General features: G+C 56.7%; 32 protein-coding genes and 1 tRNA gene. 28 read left to right on the top strand and 5 right to left on the bottom strand.

Features of this window, described 5'->3' with window-relative positions; all coding sequences use genetic code 11:
• Positions 1-30 precede the first annotated feature (30 nt).
• From CLG94_RS02795 to CLG94_RS02805, 3 genes are read left to right on the top strand one after another with little or no spacing between them, the layout of a single operon-like run.
• Entirely contained in the window at positions 31-1,422 is a 1,392-nt protein-coding gene (locus CLG94_RS02795; protein WP_107561372.1) for a TolC family protein, read from the top strand.
• Positions 1,419-2,084, top strand: a complete 666-nt coding sequence (locus tag CLG94_RS02800; protein WP_107561373.1) for an MlaC/ttg2D family ABC transporter substrate-binding protein — start codon at positions 1,419-1,421, stop codon at positions 2,082-2,084. The genes CLG94_RS02795 and CLG94_RS02800 overlap by 4 nt, the downstream gene beginning before the upstream one ends.
• Positions 2,085-2,097: 13 nt before the next feature.
• Positions 2,098-2,307, top strand: a complete 210-nt coding sequence (locus tag CLG94_RS02805) for a hypothetical protein (RefSeq protein ID WP_107561374.1) — start codon at positions 2,098-2,100, stop codon at positions 2,305-2,307.
• Positions 2,308-2,312: 5 nt separating this feature from the next.
• On the opposite strand, the gene CLG94_RS02810 is transcribed toward CLG94_RS02805, so the two are convergent.
• Complete coding sequence (locus tag CLG94_RS02810; RefSeq protein WP_107561375.1) at positions 2,313-2,543, bottom strand: hypothetical protein; 231 nt, start codon at positions 2,541-2,543, stop codon at positions 2,313-2,315.
• 340 nt (positions 2,544-2,883) lie between these two features.
• Between CLG94_RS02810 and CLG94_RS02815 the strand changes: the two genes are divergently transcribed.
• The 5 genes from CLG94_RS02815 to CLG94_RS02835 all read left to right on the top strand — a co-directional run bounded on the left by CLG94_RS02815 (position 2,884) and on the right by CLG94_RS02835 (position 8,554).
• Positions 2,884-5,379: a DEAD/DEAH box helicase gene (locus CLG94_RS02815; RefSeq protein ID WP_107561376.1), complete on the top strand. Its 2,496-nt coding sequence runs from the start codon at positions 2,884-2,886 to the stop codon at positions 5,377-5,379.
• A gap of 202 nt (positions 5,380-5,581) precedes the next feature.
• Positions 5,582-7,054 carry an HD domain-containing protein gene (locus CLG94_RS02820; protein WP_107561377.1) on the top strand — a complete coding sequence of 491 codons (1,473 nt, stop codon included), beginning with the start codon at positions 5,582-5,584 and terminating at the stop codon, positions 7,052-7,054.
• Positions 7,055-7,122: 68 nt separating this feature from the next.
• The gene (locus CLG94_RS02825) at positions 7,123-7,770 is read left to right on the top strand and encodes a transposase (RefSeq protein ID WP_107561378.1); all 648 of its coding nucleotides are present in this window, start codon (positions 7,123-7,125) and stop codon (positions 7,768-7,770) included.
• Positions 7,771-8,028: 258 nt separating this feature from the next.
• The gene (locus tag CLG94_RS02830) at positions 8,029-8,334 is read left to right on the top strand and encodes a hypothetical protein (RefSeq protein ID WP_107561379.1); all 306 of its coding nucleotides are present in this window, start codon (positions 8,029-8,031) and stop codon (positions 8,332-8,334) included.
• 143 nt (positions 8,335-8,477) lie between these two features.
• Positions 8,478-8,554 (top strand) — tRNA-Met (locus CLG94_RS02835).
• Positions 8,555-8,729: 175 nt separating this feature from the next.
• Here the strand turns inward: CLG94_RS02835 and CLG94_RS02840 are convergent.
• The 4 genes from CLG94_RS02840 to CLG94_RS02855 form a co-directional block, all read right to left on the bottom strand.
• Positions 8,730-9,146: a cupin domain-containing protein gene (locus CLG94_RS02840; RefSeq protein ID WP_107561380.1), complete on the bottom strand. Its 417-nt coding sequence runs from the start codon at positions 9,144-9,146 to the stop codon at positions 8,730-8,732.
• A gap of 230 nt (positions 9,147-9,376) precedes the next feature.
• Entirely contained in the window at positions 9,377-9,658 is a 282-nt protein-coding gene (locus CLG94_RS02845; protein WP_107561381.1) for a HepT-like ribonuclease domain-containing protein, read from the bottom strand.
• Positions 9,659-9,779: 121 nt separating this feature from the next.
• Positions 9,780-10,115, bottom strand: a complete 336-nt coding sequence (locus tag CLG94_RS02850; RefSeq protein ID WP_107561382.1) for a HepT-like ribonuclease domain-containing protein — start codon at positions 10,113-10,115, stop codon at positions 9,780-9,782.
• Positions 10,105-10,401, bottom strand: a complete 297-nt coding sequence (locus tag CLG94_RS02855) for a nucleotidyltransferase family protein (protein ID WP_107561383.1) — start codon at positions 10,399-10,401, stop codon at positions 10,105-10,107. The genes CLG94_RS02850 and CLG94_RS02855 overlap by 11 nt, the downstream gene beginning before the upstream one ends.
• Positions 10,402-10,879: 478 nt before the next feature.
• Here CLG94_RS02855 and CLG94_RS13210 point away from each other — a divergent pair, with 478 nt between their 5' ends.
• The 20 genes from CLG94_RS13210 to CLG94_RS02935 all read left to right on the top strand — a co-directional run bounded on the left by CLG94_RS13210 (position 10,880) and on the right by CLG94_RS02935 (position 18,876).
• On the top strand, positions 10,880-11,032 hold the full coding sequence (locus CLG94_RS13210; protein ID WP_161953983.1) for a hypothetical protein: 153 nt from the start codon (positions 10,880-10,882) through the stop codon (positions 11,030-11,032).
• 416 nt (positions 11,033-11,448) lie between these two features.
• On the top strand, positions 11,449-11,874 hold the full coding sequence (locus CLG94_RS02860) for a nucleotidyltransferase domain-containing protein (protein ID WP_107561384.1): 426 nt from the start codon (positions 11,449-11,451) through the stop codon (positions 11,872-11,874).
• Positions 11,875-11,924: 50 nt separating this feature from the next.
• The gene (locus tag CLG94_RS02865; protein WP_107561385.1) at positions 11,925-12,803 is read left to right on the top strand and encodes a glycosyltransferase family 2 protein; all 879 of its coding nucleotides are present in this window, start codon (positions 11,925-11,927) and stop codon (positions 12,801-12,803) included.
• 91 nt (positions 12,804-12,894) lie between these two features.
• Positions 12,895-13,056, top strand: coding sequence for a hypothetical protein (locus CLG94_RS13215; RefSeq protein ID WP_161953984.1), 162 nt, complete (start codon positions 12,895-12,897; stop codon positions 13,054-13,056).
• Positions 13,057-13,161: 105 nt separating this feature from the next.
• Positions 13,162-13,461, top strand: coding sequence for a nucleotidyltransferase family protein (locus tag CLG94_RS02870; protein WP_107561386.1), 300 nt, complete (start codon positions 13,162-13,164; stop codon positions 13,459-13,461).
• Positions 13,449-13,844, top strand: coding sequence for an HI0074 family nucleotidyltransferase substrate-binding subunit (locus CLG94_RS02875; protein ID WP_107561387.1), 396 nt, complete (start codon positions 13,449-13,451; stop codon positions 13,842-13,844). The genes CLG94_RS02870 and CLG94_RS02875 overlap by 13 nt, the downstream gene beginning before the upstream one ends.
• Before the next feature lie 318 nt (positions 13,845-14,162).
• On the top strand, positions 14,163-14,396 hold the full coding sequence (locus CLG94_RS13925) for a HepT-like ribonuclease domain-containing protein (protein ID WP_432264753.1): 234 nt from the start codon (positions 14,163-14,165) through the stop codon (positions 14,394-14,396).
• Between the two features lie 268 nt (positions 14,397-14,664).
• On the top strand, positions 14,665-15,009 hold the full coding sequence (locus CLG94_RS02885) for a nucleotidyltransferase domain-containing protein (RefSeq protein ID WP_107561389.1): 345 nt from the start codon (positions 14,665-14,667) through the stop codon (positions 15,007-15,009).
• The gene (locus tag CLG94_RS13930) at positions 14,996-15,145 is read left to right on the top strand and encodes a HEPN domain-containing protein (RefSeq protein WP_161953986.1); all 150 of its coding nucleotides are present in this window, start codon (positions 14,996-14,998) and stop codon (positions 15,143-15,145) included. The genes CLG94_RS02885 and CLG94_RS13930 overlap by 14 nt, the downstream gene beginning before the upstream one ends.
• Positions 15,115-15,639: a nucleotidyltransferase domain-containing protein gene (locus CLG94_RS02895; RefSeq protein ID WP_239993096.1), complete on the top strand. Its 525-nt coding sequence runs from the start codon at positions 15,115-15,117 to the stop codon at positions 15,637-15,639. The genes CLG94_RS13930 and CLG94_RS02895 overlap by 31 nt, the downstream gene beginning before the upstream one ends.
• On the top strand, positions 15,636-15,986 hold the full coding sequence (locus CLG94_RS02900; protein ID WP_107561392.1) for a HEPN domain-containing protein: 351 nt from the start codon (positions 15,636-15,638) through the stop codon (positions 15,984-15,986). Before CLG94_RS02895 ends, CLG94_RS02900 begins: the two co-directional genes overlap by 4 nt.
• Positions 15,987-15,988: 2 nt before the next feature.
• Complete coding sequence (locus tag CLG94_RS02905; RefSeq protein ID WP_107561393.1) at positions 15,989-16,405, top strand: nucleotidyltransferase domain-containing protein; 417 nt, start codon at positions 15,989-15,991, stop codon at positions 16,403-16,405.
• Positions 16,402-16,818 carry a type VII toxin-antitoxin system HepT family RNase toxin gene (gene hepT, locus CLG94_RS02910; RefSeq protein ID WP_107561394.1) on the top strand — a complete coding sequence of 139 codons (417 nt, stop codon included), beginning with the start codon at positions 16,402-16,404 and terminating at the stop codon, positions 16,816-16,818. Before CLG94_RS02905 ends, hepT begins: the two co-directional genes overlap by 4 nt.
• 32 nt (positions 16,819-16,850) lie before the next feature.
• Positions 16,851-17,186: an NAD-dependent epimerase/dehydratase family protein gene (locus tag CLG94_RS13935; RefSeq protein ID WP_107561395.1), complete on the top strand. Its 336-nt coding sequence runs from the start codon at positions 16,851-16,853 to the stop codon at positions 17,184-17,186.
• Positions 17,165-17,323 carry a hypothetical protein gene (locus CLG94_RS13390; RefSeq protein WP_193450627.1) on the top strand — a complete coding sequence of 53 codons (159 nt, stop codon included), beginning with the start codon at positions 17,165-17,167 and terminating at the stop codon, positions 17,321-17,323. Before CLG94_RS13935 ends, CLG94_RS13390 begins: the two co-directional genes overlap by 22 nt.
• Complete coding sequence (locus tag CLG94_RS02920) at positions 17,314-17,631, top strand: DUF4258 domain-containing protein (protein WP_107561396.1); 318 nt, start codon at positions 17,314-17,316, stop codon at positions 17,629-17,631. Before CLG94_RS13390 ends, CLG94_RS02920 begins: the two co-directional genes overlap by 10 nt.
• Before the next feature lie 4 nt (positions 17,632-17,635).
• Entirely contained in the window at positions 17,636-17,884 is a 249-nt protein-coding gene (locus CLG94_RS02925; protein WP_161953987.1) for a type II toxin-antitoxin system MqsA family antitoxin, read from the top strand.
• A 341-nt stretch (positions 17,885-18,225) separates the two neighbouring features.
• Entirely contained in the window at positions 18,226-18,435 is a 210-nt protein-coding gene (locus CLG94_RS12940; protein WP_133174607.1) for a hypothetical protein, read from the top strand.
• A 32-nt stretch (positions 18,436-18,467) separates the two neighbouring features.
• Entirely contained in the window at positions 18,468-18,647 is a 180-nt protein-coding gene (locus CLG94_RS12945; RefSeq protein WP_133174608.1) for a hypothetical protein, read from the top strand.
• A complete protein-coding gene (locus CLG94_RS02935) occupies positions 18,640-18,876 on the top strand; it encodes a DUF86 domain-containing protein (protein WP_107561399.1) in 237 nt (78 codons plus the stop codon). The genes CLG94_RS12945 and CLG94_RS02935 overlap by 8 nt, the downstream gene beginning before the upstream one ends.
• Positions 18,877-19,079 lie beyond the last annotated feature (203 nt).

A 19,079-nucleotide genomic window follows, 5' to 3' on the forward strand; every position in this document is an offset into this window, starting at 1 on the left:
GTTGAACCGTTGCTCTCGAAGGAGTCGCCCATGATGAATGCAGGACGAGTGAGACAAGCACATTGGATTGTGTTGCCCCTGGCGCTCATTACAACGGTGGCTGCCATACGGCCGACGTCTGCGCAACCGCCGGCTCCGAAGGCCGTCTACACCCTGAAAGATCTAATCGGGCGGACCCTGGCTATAAGCCCGGAGATACGTCAGATGCAGAGAGGCGCCGAGGTGGCGATGGCGAAGAAGGATCAGGCCGATGCCGGACGATTTCCGCAGATCGAGGTGACTGCGATAGTGGGACCGTCGTCTCGCGCCCGCGGCGACGCGGCGAGCTCTCCTGACAGAAAGGACGATCCCACTGTCAATAATGTGTTCGAGCGAGTCGAGATGAAGCTGGTCCAACCCCTCTATACCTTTGGAAAGCTTACGGGCTTTCGTAGCGCTGCGGAAGAGGGGGTGAAGGTCGAGAAGGCAAAGGTGGAGGAGAAGGCCGCTGACCTGATCTTACGGGTTAAGGAGCTGTACTATAGCCGACTGATGGCGAGCGACATGCTTGGGTTGATTGACGAGATCAGCGGGGATCTCGACAAGGCGATTGTGAAGACGACACGGCGGCTCAAGGCTGAAGTGCCGGGCGCTGACGAGATAGATCTATACAAACTGAAGGCGTTCCGAGGCGAGGTGTTGAAGAACAGGGAAGAGGCCCAAAAAGGGTTTGATCTGGCCACGGGCGCCCTGATGTTCTACGCAGGTCTTAATCGCACGCAACCGTTTGAGCTGGATGCGATAGGGCTGGAGGCCTCCCCTAAGGATGTGGAACCGGTAGATCGAGGGATGGGTATGGCGCTGGAGCTACGTCCAGAGATGGCTCAGGTGCGGGCAGGGCTCAAGGCTACGGAAGCGCTGGTCATGGCAGAGGAGAGTAACCTGTATCCCCAGTTCTTCGCCGCAGTAAACAGCGTGTACGCCCAGGCGGGAAATCGAACCCGACAGCAGAATCCCTTTGCTTTCGATCCGCTGAACGATCGCTATGCCGTGATTGTTCTTGGCTTCAAGTACGACCTTGACTTCGGAATCACCAGAGGAAAGATCCGGGCGGCTCAGGCGGAGCACCTCAAAGTCAGTGAGACGAAGCAGTTTGCAGAGCAAGGGATCCCGTTACAGGTGCGTAAGGCTCATCGAGAGCTCGCTGAGGCACAGGAGACACTTAAGGCCACGGAGGATGGGTGGCGGAACGCGAAGAAATGGCTGGTGGCAGCTAAAGCGAACTACGATCTAGGAGTCGGGGAGTCCAGGGACCTAGGCCAAGCTGCGGAGACATACGCCAAGCTGCGGGCAGACAACTTCAAAGCCATGTACAATTACAACCTTTCGCTTGCGAATATCGAGTACGCCACAGGGCGAGCCGTAAAGGAGGAGGCAAAGTGATCGCGAAGCAGTCCGATACCAGGAACAGATGGAAGGCGCTGGTGCTTGCCGGAGCAACCATGGCGGTCTTGTGGACACCGGGACTTGGTCTTGCCGGTCCGGCGACAGATCAGATCAAGGGGACCATGGACCAGGTATTAAAGATCTTGACCGACCCGACTCTCAAGGGTGAGCAGAAGACCAAGGAGCGTCGGGCTAAGCTCCACAAGATCGTGGTGGAACAATTTGATTTCTCTGAGATGTCAAAGCGCTCCATGGGTCGGAACTGGAGCGCGCGTACTCCAGAGGAGCGCACCGAATTCATTCGTCTTTTTACCGACTTATTGGAACGGACCTATATCGACCGAGTCGAGGGGTACACGGGCGAGCAGATCTTGTACCTGGAGGAGACGTCGGATGGAAACTATTCCGAGGTTCGGACTAAGATCATAACTAAACGGAATCAGGAAGTTCCAATCTTCTACCGTGTGCAGAAGACCGACTCTAAGTGGGAGGTCTACGATATTATCATCGAGGGTGTAAGCCTGGTGAATAACTATCGTACTCAGTTCAGCAAGATCATTCGCACCTCCTCCTACCAGAATCTGGTAAAGAAGATGCAGGCTAAATTCGAGGATGAGAAGATGGCGGAGACTGACTCTCCCAAGTCGAAGGTTCGGTGAAGAAGGAGTCGCTATGACAGGAGATATTCAGAGCCTTTACCATAAGATCATAATCTGGTGCGCCACTGGTCATCCGGCGTATCTCTCATCGGACATGGCGAAAAGCTTCAGCGACTATCTGCTGAGTTTCCTCAAATCGGCTGAAGGGGAGAGATTCCTGCGGACCCTAGGCTATGTCCGGATAGTCGAATCTTCCGGGGACAGGCAGAGCGGGGAGATCTGACCGACTTACTTTTCCCCGTGCCGTTGTAACTCCAGAAGGATCCTTTCGAGAGACTCCTTGGCGTGCCGCGCCTGTTCCACATGGGCGCCCATAAGCTGAATCAACTCATTCCGCATGGTCGGTCTAAGCGGTGTAAGGAAACGCACAATCCCTTGCAGCGCTCCGTCGATCGCCTCTACCGCGGCCTGTATCTGTTCCCTGATCGCCTCTTCTGCCTGTGATTGTTCCTCTGTCAAGTTGAAATACCTTTCTGGCTTTTCAGCTCATTCAGGAGACCGAGTAACTACTCAAGGTAGATAGACTGTAGGCTTTTAGACTATAGGTACGCGCACAGATGAGCCAGGCGTTTTCTGAATGCGCTGCGAACATGATGGAGGCCGAAAAGGTTCCGGGCGCCTTGCTTCGGTCCATGCGCAACGACTAACAGCCTTCAGCCTACAGCCTAAACACTTGAGTAGTTACACCTGCCCATCAACCCGAGTTTACACGACGTATCCTCTCGGAACAAGGGAATCACACGAGACGAGCCGAGGTGGTTGAAGCGACGGGCGCGATCTGCTAATCTCATAAGTCAAGATGGCAAAAGGACACAGCCCTATCGAGATCGGGTCATCGCCCCTACCGCAAGACGCGCGGGCTCTTATCGAGTCGTTCCGCGACCGCTACCCGTTCCCTTTTGACCCGTTCCAAGAAGAGGCCATCAGCCTGATTGCGGGGGGCAGCTCTGTAATCGTCTCCGCGCCAACCGGCGCGGGTAAAACCCTCATCGCTGAGTTCGCGATCTACCAGGCCCTGGCTCATCAGCAGCGTATCGCCTATACGACTCCCATAAAGGCGCTGAGTAACCAGAAGTATGCCGATTTCACCCGTCAGTGGGGTGAAGAGATGGTCGGCATTCTCACCGGCGACGTGAAGGTGAATCCTCGCGCACCACTCGTGATCATGACCACCGAGATCCTCCGAAACAAGTTCTACGGGGGCGATTTCGAGGGGCTTCACTATGTGGTGCTGGACGAATGCCACTACATGGGGAATGTAGGGCGGGGGACCGTCTGGGAAGAGATTATCATCAACTGCCCTCCTGAAGTCCAACTCGTCGCCCTCTCGGCTACCGTCAGCAACATCGGCGAGATCGCTGAGTGGATCAGCCAGACGCACCGACCGATCCGGCCCATCCACCACCTGGTCCGACCAGTTCCCCTTCAGTACCTGCTCTGCGATAAGGAGGGACAGCTCTGGCCGCCGGATCCAGCTTCAGCTCGACGAATTATTCAAGCCTCCTTCTCAGACCGAAGCATTTCGGAGGATCGTGGTATCGGCCGATGGGAGCGGCGTGGAGAACGGCGGCACCAGATCTTACGCCGTCGCGCGCTCGACGAAAGCATTGCCATTTCCGTATTGCGGGCGCACCACTGGCTGCCGGTCATCTACTTTATCTTCAGTCGATCGGGATGCGAACGAGCCCTCGCTCGCCTCCTGGAGCGTGGCGAGCCGCTCTTAGATCCCGCCAGAGGTGAGGAGGTGGAGGAGGCGATCCAACTGACACTCCTCGATTATCCGAGCATCAGCCCTGAGACTAATCTGAATCGGCTGATCCTACGTGGGCTCCGTCGCGGTGTGGGGCTGCACCACGCCGGCGTCCTACCGGCTTTGAAGCGGCTCACCGAGGTTCTATTTGAGCGGGGACTGGTGAAGGTCGTCTTCGCGACCGAAACCATGAGCCTGGGGATTCACATGCCGGCCAAAAGCGTGGTGATAGGAGGACTTCGTAAGCGGAGCGATTTCGGATTCCGTGGGCTCACCGTAGGGGAGTTGACCCAGATGGCCGGCCGGGCCGGGCGACGAGGGATCGATCCTGAAGGGACCTGCCTCCTGGCGCTCGATTCTGCTGAGGCGGCCGAAGACGCAGTCCGCATGGTACGAGGCGATCCGGAGCCGATCGAGAGCCAATTCCGGATCGGCTACAGCAGCGCTACCTTGCTGATCGCACTGTACCGAGAGCCGGAGGCGATCCGCAAGACCATCGAGAAAAGCTTTGGCCAGTTCCAGAATCGTCGGAAGATCGAGACCATCAGGACGGAACAGGCGGGAGTGATCCGCAGGCTAGCCGACGCCGAGGGCATAGCATCACCCTGTTGCCCGGTCAGCACGCTGATAGAGTATCGGGAGCGGCGCGCCGCGCTCGAGCAAGAGCGGGAACGGCTCATGACGTTGCATGTAGCGACTGCGCGGGCCGGCCGTACAGGGGGCCGTGGCCGCCGTCGTGGTCGTGCCCGACCTGGTCCCTCATCGCTCAGTTTCTTCACCGGAGAATCGGCTGAGGCGGGCAGGGCGAAACTCGACGCGATGGCTCTTGCCCTTTCCCAGATGCCCTGTCACCGCTGCCCCGAACGGGGGCGCCGAGAGCGACAGATCAAGCAGTCGCGACAATTGGGACAGATGCTGGAGCGTCACCATCAGACGCAGCAGCAGCTCCAGAATTCCTACTGGGAACAGTTCCTGCGAGTTGTGGCGATCCTGCAGCACTTTGACTACATCGAGAATGGGCTGTTGCGCGCGGAAGGTCTCCTCATTGCATCACTGCGCCACGATAACGAACTGCTGGTAGCCCGGGTCGCTTTCTCCGGCCTTCTGGATGGGCTTTCACCTGAGGAGCTTGCAGCGCTGCTCTCGTGCCTGATAGAGGAACCGCGAACAAACGAGCAGGCCGTCGCCAAGCTGTTCCTCCGCGATCAGGCGCACCTTCGCCGGCGCGTGAAGACGCTGGAAGGGCTGAGCCAGGAGGTGGACAGGGTTCAGCGATCCTACCATGTCGACCTTCCAGTCTCGATGCACACGACCTATCTGGCGGCTACCCATCGGTGGGCCTCAGGCGAGGACGACTGGGTTGCGCTGGTAGAGCAGAGTTTCGGAGGGCACGAGGGTGACCTTATTCGGGCATTCCGTCGACTGATAGACCTGTGCCGGCAGCTCGAAGAGAGCCCGGAGTTGCCGACGGGTCTGACGCGAACGCTGTCGCGGGCAACCGAGATGCTGGATCGTGGCATCGTCCTGGAATCTGCATTGATCTAAAGGGGTGATAACTACTCAGGTGTTTAGGCTGTAGGCTGAAGGCTGTTAGCCATTGAGCATGGACCGAATCAAGGCGCCCAGAACCTTTTCGGTCTCCATCATTATTCGCGTCGCATTCGGCAAACGCCTGGCTCATCCGTGCGCGTTCCTACAGTCTAAAAGCCTACAGTCTATCTAGCTAAGTAGTTACAAGGAGCGATCGATGGTTACACGACGCGTCACCACACCACAAGTGATTGGGAGCGGGGGATCGCCACTTGCGTCACCCTACGAAGGGGTGGCGTTACTGGCGGACCCGATCCACCGCTATATTGTCTTCACTGTGCCGAAGGGTGACCGGTCGGAACGGACCGAGAAGGAGATCATTGATAGCCCTTGGGTCCAACGGTTGCGCCGCATCCACCAACTACAGAGCAGTTGGTGGGTCTACCCCTCCGGCGAACACAGTCGGTTTCAGCATGTCCTGGGGACCATGCACATGGCCGGCGCGTTCGCCCGACACCTCTATCCCAGCCTGAAGGAGACATTCGGGGAGGCCTTGCCGTCTAAGCCGTTCATCGAAGAACTCCTGAGGCTTGCCGGGTTGCTCCACGACGTGGGACACGGTCCCTTCGGGCATTTTTTCGACGAGCACTTCCTGCAGCAGTTTCACGTTGGTGGCGAGCGGCTGAACCACGAGATCCTGGGAATGGCCATCATCACGAAGAGGCTAGGGGGGATCATCAAAGCGATCCGCCGAAGCCCGAGCGGGCCGTTTTCGTCGAATGAGCGGCTCGACCCCAGACAGATCGCCTTTCTAATCAAGAAGCCGGAGGCCGGCCCCGTGACTGGCTTTCCAGACTGGCTGCTGGCGCTCCGCCCGCTCTTCTCCGGGATCTACACCGTGGACAACCTTGATTACGTCCAGCGAGACGCCTATATGACCGGCTTCTCGCTTGATATGGTGGACATCGAGCGGCTGCTGCTGTACACGTTTTTCACGCCGAAGGGGCTGAGCCTGCACAAAGCCGGAGAGTCGGCCCTGATGCGGTTCCTGAACGCGAAGATCGCCCTTTACGTGAACGTCTACCATCACCGGACGACCAGAGCTATCGACCTGCACATACAGGAGATCTTTAAGGGGACGATGGCGCGGATCGCCCCGTATAATCCGTACAAAGCGCTAGACCGATACCTGGAGCTGACCGATTGGTTCCTGCTCGAGCGGGTCCGCGAGTGGGCCACATCGAAGGATCCGCACGAGCGAGCGCTGGGAGCGGAATGGGGGAAGATCTTGGGCCGGAAGGTCAAGTGGAAGATGGCATATGACTTTGTATCCACCATCGAAGAGTCCCAGCGGATGGTCCAGTTTCAGACCGCCACACATCTGGAGGAGGCGATCCGCCGCCATCTATCCAAGCGCCTGTGTGGGATCGAGTTCAAGGTGGACATGGCCGCGCTCGATACCCGTCCCCTCAACCCGCTGGCGGAAGGGAGCAAGCAGATCTTCATGTACAATCCGGCCACGGGCGAGGTGTCGCCCAGACCCCTCATGGAGCTATTCCGCGACATACCACCCAAGGTGGCCCACTACCGGGTCTTCACCACAGACCGCCGGCATGTCAAGGCCCTCAGCGAGGCCTCCGAGAAGGCACTGACCGGTTCCGCCGGCGAGTCGATCCCCACTAATATCTGATCCAGATGCTTTCGCTGTATGATTCTTTTCGTTATGTCGGTGTAGGGGCGCCGCTTGCTGCGCCCCTCATGAGTAGAGCAAGCAACGGCCCCAAGGGCGCAGCAAGCAGCGCCCCTACGAACCACCGACGATCCCTTCGCCTCCAGGGATTCGATTATTCCAAGGAGGACGCCTATTTCGTGACGGTCTGCACCCAGAACCGAGAGTGCCTCTTTGGTGATGTTGTGGATGGGGCGATGCACCTCAATGACGCAGGTCGGCTGGTTCAGGCAGTGTGGGATGGACTCTCGCAGCGATTTCCAACGATTGAATTGGATGCATTTGTGGTGATGCCGAATCACATCCACGGGATCATCACCGTAGGGGCACCCCTCGTGGGTGCCCAAGAGGGAATCCCTGACGATAGGGCAACCACAAGGGTTGCCCCTACGGTCGGGAGCATCGTGGGGGCGTTCAAGTCGATCACCACCAACGAATACATCCGCGGCGTGACAACCGGGTTCTGGCCACCTTTTCTCGGTCGGTTATGGCAACGGAACTATTACGAACACGTCATCCGAAGCGAAGAATCCTTGAACCGCATCCAGGAGTATATTGCAACAAATCCCTTCCGTTGGGAACTCGACCGAGAGAATCCGGCGCGTCAAGGCGAAGACGAATTCGATCGCTGGTTGGCAACATTCAAGAGCAGGCCACCAAGTCAATGCCATTGTTAGTTGACAATCTGAAGCGGCCCCAGCGGCTGTCACGCAATCGCCTCCGGCCGGTACGAATGGATGTTTTGGGAGATGGGGTACCGCCGGGGGTTCTGGCCGCTCTAAGTCCTAAGCGGCTGAGGGTTCTCGGAAAGTCCGAAAAGTGTTTGACATCTTGGTGATCGCGTGGCAAGCTACGCTGCACGAAAACAGTCCAGTTATGTTCGGCAGAGAGATCTGTAGCATCGTGGCAAGGGATACTACGTGGAGGAGCAGGCGATGTTCTATATGATCGAGTTTGACCAGAAGCCGGGGATTGCACGGAAGCAGGTATCCGAAGCGTATCAGCGATTTGCCGACCACTTTGCAAAGCTCCTCCCGCAGTTTAAGCTCGTTGGTTTTTTCTCCCGCGACCTCCTGGGGCATCGCCCTCAGTACCTTGCACTGTGGGAATTCTCCGCCTATGCGGATCTCGACGCATGGAACAATCTCTGGACAACAGACGAAGAAGGGCGACGGCTGGCCCGGGAACTGAGCGAACTCGCGCAAGACTGGGATGCCAAGGTGTTGGCCAAGCTCCTCTGAGACCGAGTTCGCCAAGGCTCCAGCAGTGCGAGCCGCACCATCCAGTCAGGGTTCCTTCCGCTTGACAAGCGCTGCACATTACCGTACATACTCATCAAGAGTCGCCCCCCCGCGGGGGCGTGGATTTAAACGCGAGCTATCGCGGCGGTGTAGCTCAGTTGGTTAGAGCACGCGGCTCATATCCGCGGAGTCACTGGTTCGAGTCCAGTCACCGCCACCAAATTCAGCTATCAGGCGTCAGCTTCAGCTAAACCCCCCTAACCCCCCTTTCTAAAAGGGGGGGGATATTCCTGATACGCCTCCGTGCCTCCCCCTTTCGTAAAGGGGGATTGAGGGGGTTTTTATCGGCCGTGGTGCGGCCGCGGCCGCATGGGGTGTTGCTCAGCTAACCGTGGTTACTTCACGGGGACGGTGAGTGGCTGGTCCTTTTCTGCAATAGTGAACGCCAGGGCCTTGGCTGGCATGGTCGAGCTGAGGTTCTTCACGCGATGCACCTGTTTGGGCGGCTGATGGAACGTGTCGCCAGGCTTGAAGGTGATGGGCGATTTCCCCTGGACCTCCAGGCTGACCGCGCCTTCAAGGAGATACGCTATTTCCTCCCCCGGGTGATAGTGGGACTGAGTCGCCGCTCCAGGCGCGAACTCCACCAAAGCTAGTACACCTTCTTTCCCCTCAATCCCTGCCAGATCCGTCTTGAGGAGCACGGTACGCTTCATCGGCTCCTGTTGCGCATTCAAAGCCTGAGTCCCGATCACCCCCAGTGCGATCCCAACCGTCAAGGTCAAGGTAAGCAGCAAACCCATTCGCTTCATAATTCCCTCCTTAATTCCCCAGAAGAGCGTCTGTCGTGTCTATATCAGGCCGTAGGTCGGGTTAGCGCAGCGTAACCCGACAACTCGGAATCCTCCTCCCTCCTTTATGAAAGGGGGGTGGGGGGGATTTATCGGGGGTATGCCAGGTCCAGACCTCCTTTCCAATACGACAGTGGCCGCATGAACGCAGATATTTATGATGCATGGGTGGCCCCAGGGACCCCTGAGAATCAATTATATTTTCTCTTTGTATTCCCTGAAGCCGGTAACCAATTGCCGGAAAGAGGTGGGTTTGTATTTCTCAAAGCTCTCTTCGTCCACGTAAACAAAGTCATCGTATAGAGCTGCTCGGTATCCACATCGAAATAGCCATGAGCCGGAACATCCCGAAGTCCCATGGCCACGCGCCATTGCACTTGCGGGTAGCGGGTAAAAAGCTTGCCCTCCGTTTGCTTATCAATATTCTTGAACTCCTCTCCGGCGGCGATCAAGATCCTACAGACGGTATCCATACGGTCCTATCCAGCGTCGTCGGCCGAAAAATCGCTCGGCTGGGAGATGTCGGCGCAGCGGCGGGGAATTCCCTCCAACGCCATCAATACGGTTTGCTATCTTTCCAATAACAAACCAGAATCATACATAGATCGCCTCCCGTTCGATTCTGGCTTTTAGACGTGGATTCATGGTGTCTCGCAACCGAACGACGTCCACCGGATGATTCAGGAAGGCTTCCAGATCCTGTTTTAGCATGGCGGTTATGAACAGATCGGGGCGATCAGTCTGGAAAACCACATCATCCTTCCTGATTCTATTCAGCGCTTCTCCAAGAATCTCGAACTTCCGCTCAACACCACTCCGGAGTAATTCATCCTGCTCATATTCGTCAAACGTCTTTCCACGGACGAACCGGAGAATGGCCGAAGCAGCTTCTCTGATATCGTAGAGGTACTTGAGGAGCTCATCCTCCATATATGTTCATCCTCTCCTTGAGAACCTTGCGGCGGAAATAGGGATTTCTGAGACCGCTGACCGTGAGTAGGTCAATCTTGCACCCCAAGGTATCTTCGAGATAATGGAGCAGTCCGAAGAATCTCTTGGATGGGTGCAGATGGGGCTCCTCGAACTCAACGAGGAGGTCAACATCGCTTCCAGCAGTTCCCTCGCCGCGCGTGAGCGACCCGAAAAGGTCTAGCCTCTTTACTTTGAATTCCCTGCAAGCCGGCACTGCAACACTCTTAATGTCTTGCAAAGTCATCAATGCATCCTCCGAATCGACCCAGGCGCCCTGTAATCTAACTGTGTGGGCCGCTTTAGAGACCGATACAGGCCAACGGCCTATCTTCAAAGGCGGCACCACTATTCACCGGCGAATTTGTTCGCAATATCGCACTCTTACCCCAACCGGTCAAGACTCTTCTGGCCGACAATCGCTGGTGGCTTCGGTGGAACGTCACGATATGCGGCATAACGCCCCGCATGAGGCGCGCGTCAGCGCGTCGCTCTCGATGCGCTCTATGCGATGTTATCAGAAAATGGGGTCTGACCCCAAATGCCTGTTCCGTTTCTCGTGAATCCCACAAAAGAGACTTGCGAATCGTGCGAAGGGACGTTACCCTAAAACAGCGATAGGGATGAATGAAAAACCTTGTGGGCCGCTCTGGGAGCGGATATAAAGGGGGTGAGCAATCACATTCCCTTTAACCCACAAGGTGAGGCCATGGTACGACAAACGGATGCTGCCCTTCAAGCTCGAACGAACAGACGAGACGCTGACCGCCCATGGTGGCCTCGCCCTGATCGCGGAGTTCACTCACGGCCTCGGGCTGCGGGCGCTCGTGGCATGGCACCTGCCGCACCCAGGGAGCGAGAGGATGGGCAACGCATGACATAATAAGGGGAGGAGTCTGTCTCAGAGCATGGCATGCTGACTCCAGGAGGCTGCGTGGCAGGTGACCCCCTGCCAAGTGCCTCGCATATGGCGAGTCATGCCGGTCACCTGGTCGTAAAACGGCGGTGATTGGCGTGCAGCGGTATTTCAGCAATGGCGATCTCTAGTTTTTGGGAACTCACGTGAACTTGCCTGCTGCCAATGAATGTGGTACGGTTATTGCCGTTGTGGGCGGTTATACGCTGCTGCTACCACGAATCAAATGGGCAGCGCTAGGGTAGCCTATGCGGCGTTACTCGATTTTTAGCTGAGACGGGTTGTAGTGGTCCTGTTCAGCTTTGAAGGAGTCCGGCGGATCAAGATGAAGGACGGTGGCGAGCATGACCCTCAAAGCGAGCCGGGGGTGCAGTGAACATGTCCGTAACAGAGTCATTGAAAGAGATCAGCGCCCGCTACAACCTTGGGGCGGTGTATGCCTTCGGTAGCCGAGCGACTGAAGTCGCCAGCCGGGTGTGCGGTGAAGCGACATCGCCGCAGTTGCCTGAGTCGGATGTAGACATCGGGGTGCAGCCTCTCCCTGGCCCCCGCCTGACGGCACAGGAGCGGGTCCGGCTCTCTATCGAGTTGGAGGATCTGCTGGGGGCGACCCGCGTGGATCTGGTGGTGCTGTCGGAAGCCGATCCGTTTCTCGCGTTAGAGGTCATTCGGGGGGAGCTCCTGTGCTGCACCGACGCCGACGCCCAGGCAGAGGATGAGCTCTACGTCTTGCGGCGTGCTGGGGACCTGGCGCCATACGCCCGTGAGCGTTGGCAGTTGATCCTCTCGGGTGAGACAAGATGACTCCTGGGCAGTTGCACGCCAAGATCGTGGCGGAGGATGAGTAGAGAGCTATGCGCATTGGCGTAAACCCGCTCCCGCTGGTCTCGATCATCACCCCTTCTCTCAACCAGGGACGGTTCATCCGGGATACCATCGAGAGCGTTCTCTCGCAGGACTATCCCAGGATGGAATACCTCGTCATGGACGGGGGCTCCACGGACGAGACCCTGGACATACTGCGGAGCTATGGGGACCGGATCACGTGGAGGTCGGGCCCTGATGGAGGTCAGGCCGCTGCAGTCAACTCTGGCGTTCACCTCGCCACAGGCGAGATTCTCGGATGGCTGAACTCCGACGACACGTACCAGCCTGGTGCCGTGACGGCAGCGGTTGAGCATCTCATCGCTCACCCGGAGACAGCCGTCGTCTACGGAGACGCCCATTACATCGACGAGCAGAATAGAGTGATCGGGATCTATCCAACAGAGGATTTCGCTCTAGACCGATTGGCCCACGCCTGCCTCATCTGTCAGCCGGCCGCCTTCTTCCAGCGCACAGCGATCGAGGCGGTGGGGGCGCTCGATGCAAGTCTTCAGTACTGTATGGACTACGACCTCTGGATCCGGTTGGGACGACTATTTCCACTGAAACGGATCCCTGGATTTCTGGCCAACTCACGACAGTACCCGCAGACGAAGACCTGGTCGCAGCGAGATCGGCTCTTCACAGAGCTCTGCGTGGTGACACAGCGCTACTTCGGATTTACCTCTCCCCACTGGCGGGTCTGGCACGCCTATGCGCGACTCAAGGGTGTCTCCTGGCCGATAGCGCGATCGGTGCTATATCCAGTCAAGGCAGTGTTGCCGGAACGCGCCTCCCGGTGGCTCAGAGTGACGCTTCCGTTAGTGATCAACCGGCTGATCCCCTGGAATCTTCGCGCTCGGAGGTAGGCGGTGAAGCGGGTCCTCATCACCGGGATGACCGGCCAGGATGGATCGTACCTGATCAATGCTTAGCACAAAAGACAGGAGAATAAGGAGGTTGACGAGGGATGGGAATGACCGTGGCGGCCCGTCGCCGCATGGAACAGTCTATGGCATTGAGTTCCTGAATGCCAATGATCAACTGACCGAAGACCGGGGTGCTCTCGTCGTCGAGCTGGAACTCGTTAAAGACGAACGTGGCTTTTTTGCCAGAACCTAGTGCCAGCGAAAATGTGCAGCGCACGAACTTTATCCGCGATTGGTGCAGTGCAATATCTCATGAGTGTGGTACGGTTTTTGGCGTAGCATAGAGGGAAGTACACTTATGGACCGAAGACAGAGCTACCTTGAACGCGTTCACCAGATCGTACTGCAGCACCTGAAAGGTCAGCCGGTGCGGGTGTATCTTTTTGGGTCCTGGGTTCGAGGTGACGCTCAGCGCACTTCGGACATCGACATCGCCATCCTACCATTCGGACCGCTCCCGCCCGGGCTTTTAAGTCACCTACAGGAGGCGTTAGAGGAAAGTTATGTCCCATATCCGATCGAGATGGTGGACCTCTCCCAGACCGATGTAGCCTTTCGCCGGCGAGTCATCGAGGAAGGAATTCTGTGGAGCGATTAAAGGAACGAATTGAGGTAGCGTTCAGAGCCCTGATCACACTGGAGCAAGTTCTGCAAGAAAGCGCTCCCAGAAAGGTTGTACGCGATGCGGCCATCCAACGCTTTGAATACACCGTGGAAGCAGCATGGAAGGCAGCTCAGCGTTACTTACAGGAGGTGGAGGGTTTGAGATCGGGGTCTCCCAAGGGTGTTGTTCGGGCCTGTTTTCAGGTAGGGCTTCTAAGCGAAGAAGAGAGTGAACTGGCCCTCCAGATCATGGATGATCGTAATTTGACAGTGCATACCTACAATGAGCCTTTAGCTGAGGCCCTGTTTGCCCGTTTGCCAGAGCATGCCCGTCTGATCCGGCAGTGGCTGGAACGGCTCGCAGCGCGTGTGCAATAGACTGCCGGGACATCACCATGCATCTGCTGATCGTCGCTGCCAAGGCCGCTATACGAGCGAGCCATGAGGAAGATCACGCCGCTGCAAGGCTTTCGTATCATCCCGTTAGGCGATTACCTGCCGAGGCTTAGGAGGCGTCAACAATTAACATTTACATCTACCAAAGCAACAAACCCCCTTCATCCCCCTTTCGAAAGGGGGAAAGAGGGGGTTTGTACATTTTTCGGATCATGAATATGTATATGTTATTCTTTGACGATGCCTTACTCGCACATTTGAGCGTATCCCGAGATCGTGGCGGTCTATCTCTCTGTGGAGGTGTTCCAGATTCTGTGGGAGGCCGGGATTCTACCGGAGGAGTGTGTCCTGGTCCTTACCGGTGTGGGCCGTTTTCGAAATATCTTAGCCCATGTGTATATCACTATCGAACTGGATAAGGTGTATGAGAACCTCCAGAAAGCCCAGAACAGATCAGTGAATTTATGCGGCTCGTTCAGCACTTTGTTGAAGAACAGGGGTCGCAGCAAGATCTCGCGTAAACGACGCGCTTAAAATGTTCGTCTCATGGCGATCCCCTGTGGGCATCCCTTCCGGATATGATCAGGGCCAAAGGGCAGAAGACCAATGATAAAGTCAACGTAACTGCTCAGGTAGATAGACTGTAGTCTTTTAGACTGTAGGAACGAGCTAGGCGTTTGCCGAATGTGACGCGAATCAATGATGGAGACCGAAAAGGTTCTGGGCGCCTTGATTCGGTCCATGCGCAACGACTAACAGCCTTCAGTCTACAGCCTAAACACCTGAGTAGTTACAAGTCAAAATGACAACGATCATTGAGCAGAGACGGACGCAACTAAAAGAAGCTCTTGAAAAAGCGATCCAAGTCCTGAGGGAGGAATATCATCCCCTCCGGATTATTGTTTTTGGATCGCTGGCGACGGACAAGGTCGGTGAGACCAGCGATTTAGATCTTCTGATCGTGAAGGAAACCTCCTTGCCTTTTTACGAGCGACTTCGTGAGGTGGCTCTGCTCTGTCCCTTGAAGGTTGGAGCGGACATTTTGGTTTACACCCCTGCCGAAGTTGAGCAGGCATCCCGGGATAGCCAGTTTTTTAGAGAAGAAGTCTTGGGAAAGGGTCGGGAGGTTTATCGTGCGCCCGTATGAGCGGTGGCTGAACCAGGCATGGGATGATCTTCAATTTGCTCGCCTTGGTCTGGAACAGGGGTTTCATGCACAGGCATGTTTTCTTTCCCAGCAGGTCATCGAAAAATGTCTGAAAGGGTGCCTGAGGTCAACCTGAGTCAAATGGATACCGCTGTTAAAGAATTAGAGAAGAGGCTTCTAGCCGAAATTAAAGCCCTGTACGGCAAGAGGCTTGTGTCAGTGGTTGTGTTCGGCTCGGCTGGACAGGGAACACAAAGGTGTGACTCAGACCTGGACGTGTTGGTTGGTGCCGATCGACTCCCAAGGGGAAGAATGAAGCGTGTCGAAGAGTTTTCAATCGTGGAGAACCGGATTGAGCCTTTCTTGAAATCTCTTCAACAAGCGGGAATTGCCACCGATCTCTCTCCCGTGATCAAAAGCCCTGAGGAGGCGGAGAAAGGGAGTCCGCTGTTCCTCGACATGGTGGAGGATGCCCGCATTCTTGTGGATCGAAACGGGTTTTTCAAGGCGGTTCTGAAACGTCTTCGATGCCGGTTGGAGAAACTGGGCGCGAGGAGAATCTGGATGGGAAACGCATGGTACTGGGACCTCAAGCCGGACTATAAGCCCGGAGAATGCTTCGAGTTATGACGAACGAAGACCTGGCCCAAAGTTATCTTCGAAAGTCCATGGTTCGGCTTGATGTCCTCGATCTGTTTTTCAAAAAGCAGGATTACTCCGATGTGATCCGAGAGGCGCAGAAGATTGTAGAATTGTGTCTTAAAGGGGTGCTCCGTTATGTTGGTATTGAACTGCCGAAATTTCATGACGTCGGATTCCTTCTGCTTGAACATCACTGGCGGTGTAAGGGAATCGCCCTCAGAGATATTAAAAAGATGGCCGATATTTCCAAGCGGTTGAGGAAAGAGAGGGAGCTGGTTTTCTACGGGGATATTGATTTCATCCCAACCGATCAATCAGAGGTAAAGGCGAGGTGAGCTTGAGCACAATCTACACGCTCGATCACGACGAACGGTCACGCATCATGGATCAGTTCGTGTCCGAACTGGCATCAGAACCGGGGATGGCCTTTGCGTACCTCTATGGGTCGTTTGTGGATTCCGAGGCGTTCCGGGATGTGGATGTTGGGGTGTATATGCGTTCCATGGCGCCGGGCGAGATGACCACGCGCGCTATGGCGCTCGCCCAGTGCCTCAGTACGAAGGTGCGGCTTCCCGTGGATGTCCGCGTGCTGAACGCCGCCCCTATTCCATTCCTCTACCACGTTCTACGGGGACACCTTCTCTTGAGTCACGATGACGATCTCCTCACCGAGGTGATTGAGCGGACCGCTTGCCGCTATCTTGACATCGCCTCGCTATTGCGCTCGAGTGCGCGGGAGGCGTTTGCGGCATGACGCTGAACGCTGATCTCGTCCGGGCCCGCTGTGCCGAGATCGAGGAATCGGTGAGCCGTTTGGAGCGGTTCAAGACCCTCCCTCGTGACGCATTTCTGGGAGATCAGGACACCCTTGATCTGGCGTGCTACCGGCTCTTGGTGGCGATGGAGGCGGCATTGGCCCTCTGCTACCACGTCTCGGCCAAACGCCTCCGAAAGGTCCCAGAGGACTATGCCCAATGTTTCGGGATACTGCAGGAGGCGGCTATCATTCCCTCAGAACTTGCCGCTCGCCTTCAGTGGATGGCAAGGTTTCGGAATCTGCTCGTGCACATGTACTGGAAGGTCGACTATGGGGTGGTCTACGACGTGATCCGGGATAATCTGGAGGATTTGCGCGCCCTTAGCGCGGCGGTTGCTCGTCTCATCTGAAACGATGAGGTGAAGGATCGGGCAAGGATGGAATGTCCGCGAATCTCAACACAAGAATCCTGGTGACCGGTGGGGCAGGGTTTCTCGGCTCGTATGTCGTCGAGCGGCTCCGCGCCGGAGGATACACGGAGACCTTACAGAACGATCGAGTGGCACCGACAGACCCAGGTGTGATCCCGGGCAAGGCGCCATGGACCGGAGGAGGCATGAGGGGTAGTGGTGCATCTGTTCCGGGGGTCCTCTCCGCGTTTGACAGTGCGGACACAGGCATATATCATCCACGCTCGATTCGCAGTGTGAGCGGTCAGGCCTGTGGTAGCGGAATCGGGCTCCCCGAGAGGAGCAGGTGGAGACAACAGACCGAATAGGCAGCGCCAAGGCCGCCTACGGGGCGGCGCGGGGGAGGCGGTGCGCATTGGTGCACGCTGGGCGGGAGCGCTCCCGCCAGTTTTCCTGGGAGCGTACGGTGGAATCGCATCAGAAGAGCGGTAAGGAATGGATGTAGGAACCATACACCGATTAGTTGCCGAGGGAAGGTATGAGTTTTCAAAGCATGCCGAGAGGGAACGAGAGGCCGATATGATCTCTACCACCGAGCTGGAAGAGGCTCTGAAGCGTTGCGACATCATCGAGAATTATCCGGATGACCCTCGATGGCCGAGCTGTCTGGTTCTCGGATTTTCAGGTCAAAGACCTATCCATGCTGTGTGTAGCGTGAAACGAGATCCTGAGGAGCTTTTCCTCATCACGGTGTATGATCCTTCCAAGCGGCCAGAGCACTGGATGGACCGTTACAAGCGGAGAAGGAGGTGATTCTGTGACCAGGGTGTATCATCGGTGCCACTTCTGTGGAGGGGAGGTGGTCGAGCAACGAGTGACCGTGGATTATCGCTGGGGGGACACGTTCTTGGTGGTCATTCGCCATGTGCCGGCTGGGGTCTGCCAGGTATGTGGGGAGCAGTATTTGAAGGCCGAAGTGGTCAAAGAGATGGAAAAGGTGGCCCATTCTCAAGAGGAGGCAAAAGAAGTCCTTCGAATCCCTGTCAGGGAGCTGAAAGTAGCTTAGGGTTCGATCCTACAGGCAAGGCGGTGAGGCTGGTCGAGATCATGGGGGATGACCATGTGAGCGAAGAATGGCTGGGAGAATAAGCCTAGTTGGCGTCCTGACCCAGACCTACCAGTGGGTCGAGCGAATTTGCAAGGACGGAGCGCCGGATGGAGACCATGGACCAGATAGGCAGCGCCAAGGCCACCTACGGGGCCTTGCGAGAGTCCTCGGGGAAGGAATTTTGTGGAGCTGAAGCAGTCTGGAAGGCAGCTCAGCGGTACTTGCAAGAGATGGAGGGGGTACGTGATCGCTAAAAGGTGCCGCTCGATCCTACTTCCAGACCAAGAGGGTTCGCCGCAATGATTCATAAGACTTCGCTCCCCAAAGATAGTGAGGAGCGGCTACGCTCCCTTGGCCCAGCGTTACAACAATGCTCTGGTGTCCTCTTCGCCTACCTGTTTGGCGGGGCGACGGTTTCACCCCTCAAGCCCCTGAGCGATGTGGATGTGGCTGTTACCTTGATGACCCTGTCGATCTGGTCGAGGGGCGTCTGGAGGCCATCGGCGTAGTAACCACGCACCTGCATACCGACGAGGTAGACGTGGTAGTCCTCAATACGGCGCCGACGGCCTTGACGGGACGGATCCTTCAGACCCGACGGGTCATCTTCGACCGCGATCCGTTCCGCCGACACCTCTTCGAGTCACTTGCGCTCCGAGAGTTCTTCGACTTCCGCATCTTCGAACATCGCCTCCTGGCCAGGAGGCACGGCAATGGTTGACAGGGACCTCCTCCTCCGGAAACTAGCGGATCTTGACCAGTATCTGGGCCAAGTATCAGAGTACCGGGACATCACCATCGACCAGTATCGAGGAGACTGGAAGACCCAGCGTATTGTCGAGCGGACTCTCCAAATGACCATCGAGCTGTGCGTGGACATTGCCAACCATATCATCGCCGACCGGGGACTCCGGGTCCCGGCAACCTATTCTGGGTTCTTCCGGCATTAGCGTGGGTACGAGGGAGCTCAATATCCCTTCTGGGGAAGAGGGTGGCTGTGTTCCTCCCCCTCGAGGGGGGAGGATGAAGGTGGGGGTGATCGGAGGCTTTCGGAGCGTCACCCATAGCGTCTCTTGGGCTGTGTGGGCGTGTGCGTGTCACCCGCTGACATCGTGCATGGCATGCGCCCTCCCACCCGCGCCCTCCCCCCGGA

Origin of the sequence: Candidatus Methylomirabilis limnetica (assembly GCF_003044035.1) — a bacterium.
In the GTDB taxonomy this organism is placed as follows: domain Bacteria; phylum Methylomirabilota; class Methylomirabilia; order Methylomirabilales; family Methylomirabilaceae; genus Methylomirabilis; species Methylomirabilis limnetica.